Annotated in this window: 7 protein-coding genes; 2 read left to right on the top strand and 5 right to left on the bottom strand. The window is 58.8% G+C overall.

Annotated features, from left to right (window positions below):
* Window positions 1–37: 37 nt before the first annotated feature.
* Complete coding sequence (locus tag ACOCLD_RS07095; RefSeq protein WP_090382661.1) at window positions 38–718, bottom strand: TetR/AcrR family transcriptional regulator; 681 nt, start codon at window positions 716–718, stop codon at window positions 38–40.
* An 87-nt stretch (window positions 719–805) separates the two neighbouring features.
* Here ACOCLD_RS07095 and ACOCLD_RS07090 point away from each other — a divergent pair, with 87 nt between their 5' ends.
* Window positions 806–1,672, top strand: a complete 867-nt coding sequence (locus ACOCLD_RS07090; protein ID WP_422911777.1) for a hypothetical protein — start codon at window positions 806–808, stop codon at window positions 1,670–1,672.
* Here the strand turns inward: ACOCLD_RS07090 and ACOCLD_RS07085 are convergent.
* The 4 genes from ACOCLD_RS07085 to ACOCLD_RS07070 form a co-directional block, all read right to left on the bottom strand.
* Window positions 1,661–4,384: a LuxR C-terminal-related transcriptional regulator gene (locus tag ACOCLD_RS07085; RefSeq protein WP_422911363.1), complete on the bottom strand. Its 2,724-nt coding sequence runs from the start codon at window positions 4,382–4,384 to the stop codon at window positions 1,661–1,663. The two genes, ACOCLD_RS07090 and ACOCLD_RS07085, sit on opposite strands and share 12 nt — an antisense overlap.
* Before the next feature lie 280 nt (window positions 4,385–4,664).
* A complete protein-coding gene (locus ACOCLD_RS07080; RefSeq protein ID WP_422911362.1) occupies window positions 4,665–6,032 on the bottom strand; it encodes a DUF1329 domain-containing protein in 1,368 nt (455 codons plus the stop codon).
* Window positions 6,033–6,066: 34 nt separating this feature from the next.
* Entirely contained in the window at window positions 6,067–8,190 is a 2,124-nt protein-coding gene (locus ACOCLD_RS07075; protein WP_422911361.1) for a DUF1302 domain-containing protein, read from the bottom strand.
* 371 nt (window positions 8,191–8,561) lie between these two features.
* Window positions 8,562–10,244: a fatty acid--CoA ligase gene (locus ACOCLD_RS07070; protein WP_233683821.1), complete on the bottom strand. Its 1,683-nt coding sequence runs from the start codon at window positions 10,242–10,244 to the stop codon at window positions 8,562–8,564.
* 182 nt (window positions 10,245–10,426) lie between these two features.
* On the opposite strand from ACOCLD_RS07070, the gene ACOCLD_RS07065 reads away from it, so the two are divergent.
* Window positions 10,427–11,602 (top strand): thiolase family protein, encoded by a 1,176-nt coding sequence (locus ACOCLD_RS07065; RefSeq protein WP_422911360.1) that lies wholly within the window; start codon window positions 10,427–10,429, stop codon window positions 11,600–11,602.
* Window positions 11,603–11,626 lie beyond the last annotated feature (24 nt).

The following is an 11,626-nucleotide window of genomic DNA, read 5'->3' as shown; positions in this document are numbered from 1 at the left end:
GCTATCAGAGCATGTACGCCTAGAGCTGACGCCTAACCTAGGTTGAGCCGGACGCAGGACACAGCGAGGCGATCAGCAGCTCGCTGAGCACGCGCTTGGCCTGTTCGATTTCTTCGCGTTTGGCGGCGCGGCCAAGCAGCTCCAGCGAGGCTGCTTCCATGGCCCAGATCAGTGCACGGTAGGTCAGTGGATCCGCCGCGCGGGTCGCTCCATGCAGGCGCTCGGCCAGTAACCGCGCCATCTCCGTGTGTGCTCGCTGCCGGTGTGCAGCCAGCGGGGAATCGGCGCGCAGGGCTTCTTCCTGCATCAGGCGGATAATCGGCCCGACCGCCAGGTGATAGTCGAAGTAGCGCCCAACCATGCCCTCTAACCAGGCCTGTGGGCTGCCGGCGATGCTCTGCATTTCACTGAAGCGCGACAACAGCAGGGATACTGCCGTCTGGTAGATGCCTTCGAGCACCTGCATCTTGTTCTCGAAGTATTTGTAGAAGGTGCGCCGCGACACGTTGGCCGCCGCCAACAGGTCATTCACCGTGGTGTCTGCCAGGCCCTTGCGGGCAAATACCGGAATGGCTGCCAGCTGGATATTGGTGCGCTGTAGATGACCGATCAGTGGCCCGTCGCCATCCTGCTCCTGCTGCTGGGCCACCGCGCCGTAACCGCCCAGGTCTTCAAATACCGCGCGAACGGCACCCAGTTCTGCCAAGGCCTGCTGCATTGCACGTTTCCCAACCAAGGCGCGGGTGACGCGAGCCGCCAAGCTGGTTACGCTGAGCCACGCCATCGCCGCAGGATTATTGTTGTGCTGAACACGCTAACACGCCGCCCTTACCTACCGCTGGCCATCCTTTTGCTGGTTCTGCTGTCGCCCGTGCAGGCCGCCGAACTGTTCTACCTCGGGCAGAAGATTCCGGATATCCACAAGCCCTGGAACAGTGACGACTACCAGCAACTGCTGGAAGCGCTGAATAAGGTCGATAGCACGCAACTCAACGCCCTGCCCCGGCGCAGTGGCGAGTTCACCGGGCCGATCTATCAGCGCATGGTCAGCGAAGAGAACTTCCGCCCGCAGCTGAACATCTACGCCCCGCTGGAGCTGCGGCAGAACGAAGCCCGCGAAGCGTTATTCCGCCTCAAGGAGCTGATGCGCCTGTATTTTGATTTCCGCGCCGTGCAACAGCCTTATGCCGCCGAGGCGCTGGGTTTGATGAGTTATTCACTGCGCCAGCAGGCGGTGCTGTTTACCCTAACCACCGAATTCTGGATGACCCTCTCGGAAAGCGAGCAAAGCAACCCGGTGCGTCTGCAAGGTCTGCATGAAACCAAGGCGGCGGCGGCCATGCTCACCTCCAGCGCCCTGGACTATCTGGGCCTGACCAAACAGTTTGGCCGTGAAGAACTGGTGCTCTACAGCGCCGAGCTGAGCAAGCAGCTGCCCGAGCTGTTTATCCATTTGAGCGGTGAGGTGCGTGAAACCCTGCTGCAACGCGTCGAACAACTGGCGCAGCAGCATGCGTATGCCGAGGTGCAGCAGAACATGCGCGAACTGCAGCCGGTGCTGCTGAGCATCCAGCAGGATGTGCAAGCCAAACTGGCCGCTGCAGCGGCGCAACCACGCAAGGCACCTGCGCGCAGTCTGGACCTGTCAGTGCCGGCGGAATCAGCGCAGTAGGCCGAGGCTCTTGGCCCGCGCCACCGCCTGGGTACGCCGCTCCACACCGAGCTTGCTGTTGATATGGCGGGCATGAGTCTTGACCGTGTGCAGGGAGATAAACAGGCTGTCGCTGATCTCCTGATTGGAGCAGCCCTGGGCGATCAGTTGCAACACGGCCAATTCCCGCGAGCTGAGTGCATCGACCACAGCGGCATAATCATCCTGACTGACCAACGGCTGCGCCTGCGGCAGATGCTGTTGTAAGGCCTCGATCAGCGGACTGGCGTCCTGCCCCAGCAACTGCTCGCGTAGCCATTCGGGCTGTCGCGTGAGCAGACCATGGAACGGCAGCAAGCCACCACCGGCCGCCGCTTGCAGGGCACTGCGCAACTGATGCTGGGCCTCACGCTCGCGCCCGGCGTCACGCAGCAGTTCCGTCAGTTGCATCTGCGCAATCGCCCCCAGCAGTTGACCGCCCGCGTTCTGCGCCAGCTGACTCAAACCGCGCAAACGTCGCTCGGCCTGTTCATCCTCGCCCTGCAGACGCTCGTAAGTGGCCAGGTGCAGCTGCACATGCAACGGCAGCTGTGGATGAAACTCCGGCGCGGCAGCCGCCTGCTCACCGCCATAGGCATCCAGCAAACGACTCAGCCAGACACCGGCCAGCTCGGTCTGCCCCTGACGCAGCCACAGCTCACATTTGGTCAGGGTGATCATCGCCAGGTAATAGATCGGCGGAATATCCCAGATATGCATCAGCCGCTCGGCCTCGGCCAGTTGGACAAAGGCCTCCGGCAGGTTGCCGCAGCGTCCTTCCAGGCTGGCCAGCACGCAGTAACCGATCAGCACGCTGATATCTCGACAGCCACGCGCCTCGACAATCCCGGCCAGCAGACGCTGGCGGGCCTGTTCTGGTTGCAGGCGCAGACTCAGCAGATAGCCTTCATAAAGAGTCAGCCGTCCGCGTGCGGCGTACTGCCGCTGGACCGGTAGTTTGGCCAGGCGCTGCTGGCCCTGACGCACCTCATCCAGCGCCCGCAGCACTTCGCCACGGGCTTGCAACACCCGCGCGCGGTCGTAATGGGCCAGGGCTTCGAACAACGGATTACCGACCCGCTGCGCCAGCTCCAGAGCCTCACGATTCAACCCACGCGCGCGCCACAGATCGCCATGCACAATCGCCAGGTTGGCCAGGCTGGACAGGCACATCAGGCGCTGCCCGTAGCGATCCAGCGGCAGACAGCTCAGCGCCTCACTGCAATAGGCCTGAGCCTTGGCGCTGTCGCCACGACCGCGGGCAATCACCCCGCTCAGCGCCAGCCACTGGGCGAGCAGACCTTCCTGCTCGCTACGCTCGCGGGCCGGCAGAAAGCGCCCCAGTTCAGCCAGCAGTTCTTCGGCGGCATCCAGCTGACAGGCCAGCGCCAACGCCCAGCCGTAGAGCAGAATCAGACGTGGCGTGCTGGTCAGCAGGCTGTCCGGCAAGTCCATCTTCCAGCGCAGCAAAGTGGCGACATTCTGCTCGGCCAGCAATTGTTCTTCGGAAAGGTTCTGCACCAGATTCGCCGCCACGTCCGGCTGGCCCGCGCGCAACGCCTGCTCGATGGCTTCATCCAGCAGCCCCTCCGCGCTGAACCAGCGACACGCGCGCAGATGCAGCCCGGGAGTAGGCTGCGGCCGGCTGCGCAGCAGGTCGGAAAACAGGTGGTGATAGCGAAACCATTTGCCCTGCTCATCCAGCGGCACCAGAAATACCTGATGCGCCTGCAAGTGGCGGAGAATCGCCGCGCTGTCATGGGCATCACGCAGGGCATCGCACAGCTCAGCGCAGAAGCGCTCCTGGCTGGCGGTCTCATAGAGAAAAGCCTGCACATCAGCCGGCTGGCGTTCGATCACCTCTTCCAGCAGGTAATCATGAATCAGCCCGTCACCACCCTGCACCAACGCCGGTAACGCCGCTGACTCCTGCGCCTCACTGGCGGCCAGCGACCACAAGCGCAGCCCCGCGACCCAGCCCTCACTGCGTTGCAACAGCGCGGCCAGCACATCTGCCGACAGCTCGGCACCCTGCAAGCGGAGCAACGCAGTGCTTTCAGCATCGGTCAGGCGCAGGTCCTGCTCGTGCAACTCCAGCAACTGACGCGACAGGCGCAAACGCGCCAAATGCCAGTCCGGGCGCTGACGACTGGTCACCAGAATCAGCAGGCCCGGCGGCAGGTGATTGAGAAAGAACTGCAGACAACGATCCAGCACCGCGCCCTGTGCCAGGTGATAGTCATCCAGCACCAGCAACAAGGGCTGTTGCGGATAAAGGCGCACAGCCAGCTCATCGAGCAAGCCATCCAGCCACTCCTCAAAGGCAAACGGCTGATGCCGTTGGCGCAGGCGCAACAGACCCAGCGCGTCCCGCCCCACACCTGGGAAGAACTGCTGCAGCCCACTGAGCAAGCGCTCAAGAAACCGCCCCGGATCACTGTCACGCGGGCTAAGGCCCAACCACAGGCTTTGCCACTGCTCCGGCAGGTGCTCGCAGAACTCGATGGCCAGTGAACTCTTGCCAAACCCGGCCGGCGCGCTGACCAGCAACAGACGCCCAGCCAAACCACCGAGTAAACGCTCACACAAACGCGGACGCGGCACATAGCTGGCAGGTAAAGGCGGCCGATAGAAGTGCCCGCCCAGTACGTTGGGCGCGGCTACCAAGCCAGGAATGCGGGACAGATCAGTCATCAGCCGGTTTCTTGTAGTAGTCAGGCAGCGGCACTACCAATGTTCCGCAGCCTAGCGCCTTGACTCACGCATTTGAAGCCCTTGCTGCCATCAGGAAGCAAACTGCAATGATTGCTTATCCATCTGCCGCATGGTGCTTGGCGTGGGCTAAGCAAACTGCCGACTTGTAGCGGTATGCAAGAACAGGCTAATCGCCCTACCGGACAGATCATCGAACTGAATCTCTGCGCATAAAAAAACCGGCCACAAGGGCCGGTTCTTTATGCAGCGTGACTCAGGTTTAGCGCACGCCAGCCTGGCGCAGGGCCGCTGGGGTGTAATCGCTTTCCTTGGCCGGGTAGTCGAACTGGTAAGCGCTCTTCTCTTCGTTCTTCATGCCCAGAGCCAGGTAACGACCGGACAGCAGGTCATACAGGGTCTCTACGCTGTACCACGGTACTTGTTTGTCGTAGTAGTACTGAGCATGAGCTTCAGCCACACGCCACAGGGTACCGCGACCGTCGTAGTGGTCGATGGCAGCAGCTTGCCAGGTGTCTTCGTCGAGGTAGAAGTCACGTTTGGCATAGATATGACGCTCGCCCGATTTCAGGGTTGCGGTCACGTGCCATACGCGGTGCAGCTCGTAACGAGTCAGGTCCTGGTTGATGTGGCCAGCCTTGATGATCTGGTCATACTTCAGCTTCGGCGAGTCCAGACGGTAGCTGTTGTAAGGAATGTAGATTTCCTTCTTACCGTTGAGCTTCCACTCGTAACGGTCAGGAGCACCGTTGTACATGTCGAAGTTGTCGGACGTACGCAGACCGTCAGCGGCGGTACCTGGACCGTCATAAGACACCTGCGGAGCACGACGCACGCGACGCTGACCGGCGTTATACAGCCACGCCAAACGCGGCTCTTTCACCTGGTTGAGAGTTTCGTGTACCAGCAGCACGTTACCTGCCAGACGCGAAGGAGCAGTTACGCGCTGTTTGAAGTAGAACAGTACGTTGCTTGGCTTGCTGGTATCGGCATCCTTCAGCGCACCACGGAAGGTGAACTCATCCTGGAAGTAAACCAGGCTGTAGGAGCCATTCGGCTGTGGAGTCGCCTGGGTTACCAGACGCTTCACGCTGCCACCACGGTAGCGAGTGATGTGGTTCCAGATCGCTTCCAGGCCGTCTTTCGGAATCGGGAAAGGGTTAGCCTGCTCGAAGTTTTCCAGACCGTTACCGCCTTCGACCATCTTGGTGTTGACGGCGTTGTTCTTCGCAGCTGCCAAGATGAAGTCCGGCATGGTCGCCGTACGATGAGTGGCGAACACCGGCATTTTGTAGCTTTCCGGATAACGCTTGAACATCGCCAGCTGGCCAGGGGTCAGCTTGTCTTTATACTGATCAACGTTTTGCGCGGTGATGGTGAACAGCGGCTGCTCACTCGGGAACGGATCCGAGAGGAAACCCGCAGCATCGGCCGAACCCGCGCTGGCTGGCAGACCGCCAGTCCAGGCAGGGATCGAACCATCAGCATTACCCGCCATTTCCGCACCTATTGGTGTCAGCGTGGTACCCAGTTTGGCAGCTTCATCCGGCGATACCGCTGCCATCACACCGCTGGCTAGCAGCGAGAGTGTCAGCGCACCGGTTTGCAGCAGACTTTTTGTTGTTTTCATAGTCATAGTCGTCCTCAAAATCTCGTCCGCTTACTTAGAAGTTCACGCCAAAGCTGAGCGCAACAAAGTCGCGGTCAACCGAAGTGTTGTATTTGCCGCCGAAGAAGTCGGTATAGGCCAGGCTGGCGGTGTAGGTGTTCTGGTAGTCGGCATCCAGGCCCAGGCTTACAGCCTTGGCGCCTTCGGTGAACAGGCCATTCGGGCCGTAACCGTCGACGTCATGCGACCAGGAAACGCTTGGACGCAGGTTTACGCCGGCAAATACGTCCGGGTAATCCCAGATGGCACGTGCACGGTAGCCCCACGAAGTGGAAGTGACAAACCCATCATCCTCACAGTAGGTAGTAACATTCTTAGCGCTATTGGCACCCACAGTGCTGACGTTCAACCCTTCACAAGCGTTGTATGCCTGTCCGCCTGTCACGTAATTACCTTGCAGAGGTCCGGGTCCGAAAATTGGATCACGGCCATAGCGCACCTTATCAGTGCTCTCCAAGCCACCTACGTGAGCAATACCCACCTCACCAACCAGAGTCAAACGACTTGCACCCATTACTTGATCAAAGAAGTGAGTAAACGTTGTTTGGAACTGAGTAATCTCTTTACGATTATAGCCACGCGCAACTGCACCAAACCCACTATCCAATACAGAAACATTGCCGATGCCGTTAGCTTGATAGACCTGACCTACAGTCGCACCATTTGGTAAGACAGTGGAAATTTGACCTAACGGCTTAAGACCAGCATAGAGAATATCTGTAGAAGTAATCTGAACCGGAGCATTTGGACGATAACTAACTTCACCCGCCCATGATGTACCTGTGGGTAACGTAGTCGAGAAGCTAATACCGTAAAGCTTTATATCCTCTGGGTAAGACATAAAATAGTTGCCATTACCGGCAGCAGCAAGAGGTGCTAGAGGAGCAAGCCCACCAAGAGTGGCATTAAAGCCTGTACCAAAGGCAGCTTGCTGCTGCAGCGCAGTTGCAGCAGGATTCAATGTCAGAAGACGAGTTACTGCAGCTGCGCCCGCAGTATTACCACTTGCCAGCAACCAGTCGCCGATAGCTTCATATGATTCCTCAGAGCCAGCCTGACCGTTAAAGAATGGCGTGCGGCTATGATAGTTCATAGCATAGAAGCCGAACTCAGTATCCAGCGGCTCGAACATATAACGGAAAGCAAGCCCCCACTGACCAGAATCACGAGCATCTTGGTCTCCAGCGCGCCGCACAATCACACCTTCGCCTGAGGGAGCCCAGTTAGCACCCAAGTTTTGAAGTTGGCCAATTACACCGTTAGCACGAGCAGTTGCCTGCGCATCAGGAAAACCGGCATTTCGATTTGCTGCATACAGACGATCAAAAACAACCGACTGATCCGCCAAAACATTAAGATTAGAATCACAGCCATCAGCAACAATATCCGGCTGAGCAAAGAAAGTTCCACAATTATCTACGACTGTCTGATCCCACTCCAGCTGATAGAACGCCTCCATAGAGAGATTTTCAGTCAAACTTTGAGAAACATAGAACATATTTACTGGAATCAAACCTTCTTTGACTTCTGCACCTGGACGGCGAAACGCAGACGCATCCACGGGGTTGATTGAGTTGATACTATTCTGAATAAAGGTACTTTCACCCCAACTCACTACCTGCTTACCAAGCCGTACCGAGCCTGGCTGATCTGCGATTGCATAGTTGTGATAAACGAAAGCGTCAAGAATCTGTGCACCGGAAGCCTGAGCGCCTTCCTTACGATTGCTATCGCTAATGTCTTTAAATAGACGGCTTTCGTCTTTCAATTCGAAGTCATACCAGTACTTACCGCGAACAAATACACCGGTATCACCATATTTCAACTCAAGATCATGAATACCCTTGAATATCTTCGAGAAGGTTTCACCCTTCTTAAAGTTCATTTTGCTATCGTCCGATGTCTGAGAAAGACCTCGCCCACCATTGTTGGTGCCAATCAAGTCTTTATCCGCACCTTTCACCGACCAACTCGCACCAACCGACAGCGAGGAGTCGAACTGGCCTTCGATCTCACCGATATTGAAAGTAACGCCGAATGCAGGTGCGGCGAGGGTGGATGCGAGGCTGACGGCCAGTGGCAGTTTTGCCAGGCGCCAGGTTTGTTTTGTTTTTGTCATCGACGCTACTCCATGTGTTTTTTGTTATGGATGGTGCGGACTATAGCCAGCGGGTACTTCTGCTTGATCCCTCGAAAGTGTGATTTGCAGCCCCCAGGCACTCTGGCTCGCAGGTTTCGGCGTGTTGAGCACAACCGGCAGAGCCAAGAATGGCTTGGAATGAGCAATTAGCAAGCCAAACGCTTGTTTGACCGAGCAGTCACTCAAAACGACCTGATTAGCCGTTATTTGAACAGCCGAGTTGACCTGCCCTGAGCCACTTGCTCATCGCCCCACAGGTACCTGCAGGCCTTGATCTGCCTGGCCTGCGCGGTACTGAATGTGTGCCGTGTAACAGGCGCCGCCTGCTGCTGCGCCCGTTACAAAAAACCTTACAGCGTGGAAAGGAACGGACTGCCGGCGGCTTGCCACTGGACGATATCCAGGCGAATGCGTTTCTTATCCAGCTTGCCGACGCTGGTCTTGGGAACTTCGGTAACAAGGGCAATCTGCGACGGTATCGCCCACTTGTTGATGCTGCCCTGGTCGACAAACGGCTTGAGGTGTTCCTTGAGGCCTTTGGCATCCAGGCTCTGGCCTTCGCGCAGTACCAACAGAGCAAACGGGCGCTCGCCCCACTGCGGATCGACCACACCGACCACCGCGACCTCACGCACGGCTGGGTGGCGGCTGATCAGGTCTTCCAGCTCCAGGGAGGAAATCCACTCGCCACCGGTCTTGATCACATCCTTGATACGGTCGCGGATATCGATAAAGCCGAAGTCGTCGATGGTCGCCACGTCACCGGTGTGCAGCCAGCCGTGTTCCCACAGCTCAGCGCCCTTCTCCGGCTCGCGGAAGTAGCCCTGGGTCAACCAAGGCGCACGCAGCACCAGCTCACCCTGGCTCTCTCCATCGGCCGGTAACAGGGTGCCATCGGCGGACATGATCGCCGCCTCCACCAGTGGCACCGGCACGCCAGCCTTGATGCGGTAGGTGGTGCGCTCATCTTCGCTGCCGGCCAGCAACTCTTCATTGATGTGGGCGCAGGAGATCAGCGGGCAGGTTTCCGACATGCCGTAGGCAGCGGTGAGCTGGATGCCACGTGCCTTGGCCGCGTCGTACAGCGAGCGATTGAGCGCGCTGCCGCCGATGATCATTTTCAGGCCGCCGAAATCGTGACCCTGCGCGGTAGGAGCGGCCATCACCATCTGCAGAATGGTCGGCACGCAGTGGGAGAAGGTGACTTTTTCTTCTTTGATCAGACGGCAGAGCATGTCCGGCTCATAACGCCCCGGGTAGACCTGCTTGATGCCCAGCATGGTAGCGACATACGGGATGCCCCAGGCATGTACGTGGAACATCGGGGTGATCGGCATATACACATCATTGGTACCGAGCAGACGAATGCTGTCCAGGCTGCCCAGCACGCTGGCTTCGGCCATGGTGTGCAGCACCAGCTGGCGGTGGCTGAAGTACACGCCTTTGGGGTTGCCGGTGGTGCCCGTGGTGTAGAAGGTGGTGGCGACCGAGTTTTCGTCGAAATCCGGGAAGTCATAACGCGGGCTGGCGGCGGCCAGCAGGTTTTCGTACTCGCCAACCAGGCCGCCCAGCTCGGCGGTCTTGTCGGCGGCATCGGTGAGCAGGATGGTCTTCTCCACCGTGGTCAGCTGGCTTTCGATACCTTTGTAGAGCGGCACGAACTCGCTGTTGACCAGCACGAACTTATCGTCGGCATGGTTCATGGTGTAGAGAATCTGATCAGCCGATAGGCGGATATTGATGGTGTGCAGCACCGCACCGATCATCGGGATGGCAAACATGCACTCCAGGTAACGGTGGCTGTCCCAGTCCATCACGGCCACGGTGTCACCGGCCTTGACCCCCGCCTCGGTGAGCACGTTGGCCAGGCGCGCCACACGCTCATTGAGCGTCGCGTAGCTGTAGCGCAGCTGATCGCGGTAGACGATTTCGCGGGTTTTCTCGTAACGAATGCCCGACAGCAGCAGGCGCTTGATCAGCAGCGGAGCATTGTGGGCATTGTCAGCGGGAGCAATCAGACGGGTCTGCAGCATGGCGGTACCTATTATTGGCTTTTTTCAGTGCGGCCAATCTAGAGCCCTGCGCCGCCGCTCAAATCAGCCCAAAGAATGATTTTCCGCGTGACTCTTTGGGCATTTTTAGTCACGCAGTAGAATCAGCGGCTCGCATTCGATGTGTTTGGCCTGCGACCTACTACAAAACGAGGAGTTTTCCGATGTCCGATATCGTCATCGTCAGCGGCGCCCGTACGCCGATGGGTGGTTTTCAAGGCTGCCTGTCGAGCATTGCCGCCGTTGACCTGGGTGCGGCTGCCATTCGCGCCGCCGTTGAGCGGGCGGGCATTGCCCCTGCCGACGTACAGGAAGTGATCATGGGCTGCGTACTGCCAGCTGGCCTCAAACAGGGCCCGGCGCGCCAGGCCTCGCTGAACGCCGGTCTGCCGTCGGCCACTGGCTGCACCACCATCAACAAGCTGTGCGGCTCGGGCATGAAAGCGGTAATGATGGCGTTTGATTCGCTGAAGGCCGGCAGCAACAGCGTGATGATCGCTGGGGGCATGGAAAGCATGTCCAACGCGCCCTACGTGATGACCAAGGCTCGTGCGGGTCTGCGCATGGGCCACGGCGAAATCAAGGACCACATGTTCCTCGATGGCCTGGAAGATGCGCGCACCGGCCGCCTGATGGGCTCCTTCGCCCAGGAAACCGCTGACCAATACGGCATCACCCGCGAAGAAATGGACGCCTACGCCATCGAATCGCTGAAACGCGCTCAGGCCGCCATCGCCAGCGGTGCACTGGATGCGGAAATCGTTCCGGTCACCGTCAGCGGCCGCAAGGGCGATATCGTGGTTAAGGATGACGAACAACCGCTGACCGCCAACCTGGAGAAAATCCCAGGCCTGAAGCCTGCGTTCCGCAAGGACGGCAGCATCACCGCAGCCAACGCCAGCTCGATTTCCGACGGTGCTTCGGCCCTGCTGTTGATGACCGCTGAAGAAGCCGCCAAACGTGGCCTCCAGCCGCTGGCGAAGATCGTTGCGCACGCCACCCAGAGCCAGGACCCCAGCGAGTTCACCATCGCGCCGATCGGCTCGATCAGCAACCTGCTGAAGAAAACCGGCTGGGACAAGGCCGAGGTTGACCTGTTCGAAATCAACGAAGCCTTCGCCATGGTGACCATGCTGGCCATCCGTGAACACGGCCTGGATCACGCCAAGGTCAACGTCTACGGCGGCGCCTGCGCCCAGGGCCACCCGGTCGGTTCCACCGGTTCGCGGATCATCCTGACCCTGATCAATGCGCTGAAAAACACCGGCGGCAAGCGTGGCATTGCTTCGCTGTGCATTGGTGGCGGCGAGGCCACTGCTGTAGCGGTTGAGCTGATTTAAAAGGACCGATGCATGGCCGCAATG

Origin of the sequence: Pseudomonas cimarronensis (genome assembly GCF_049331905.1) — a bacterium.
Classification (GTDB): Bacteria; Pseudomonadota; Gammaproteobacteria; order Pseudomonadales; family Pseudomonadaceae; genus Aquipseudomonas.
Note: the sequence above shows the minus strand (reverse complement) of the source record. Positions and strands in the feature narration are given on the sequence as shown.

What these genes read in the sequence shown, in the direction of transcription:
- ACOCLD_RS07095 (WP_090382661.1), bottom strand. Translation starts at nt 718, where the DNA reads ATGCAGCAGGCCTTGGCAGAACTGGGTGCCGTTCGCGCGGTATTTGAA.
- ACOCLD_RS07085 (WP_422911363.1), bottom strand. Translation starts at nt 4,384, where the DNA reads ATGACTGATCTGTCCCGCATTCCTGGCTTGGTAGCCGCGCCCAACGTA.
- ACOCLD_RS07080 (WP_422911362.1), bottom strand. Translation starts at nt 6,032, where the DNA reads ATGAAAACAACAAAAAGTCTGCTGCAAACCGGTGCGCTGACACTCTCG.
- ACOCLD_RS07075 (WP_422911361.1), bottom strand. Translation starts at nt 8,190, where the DNA reads ATGACAAAAACAAAACAAACCTGGCGCCTGGCAAAACTGCCACTGGCC.
- ACOCLD_RS07070 (WP_233683821.1), bottom strand. Translation starts at nt 10,244, where the DNA reads ATGCTGCAGACCCGTCTGATTGCTCCCGCTGACAATGCCCACAATGCT.
- ACOCLD_RS07065 (WP_422911360.1), top strand. Translation starts at nt 10,427, where the DNA reads ATGTCCGATATCGTCATCGTCAGCGGCGCCCGTACGCCGATGGGTGGT.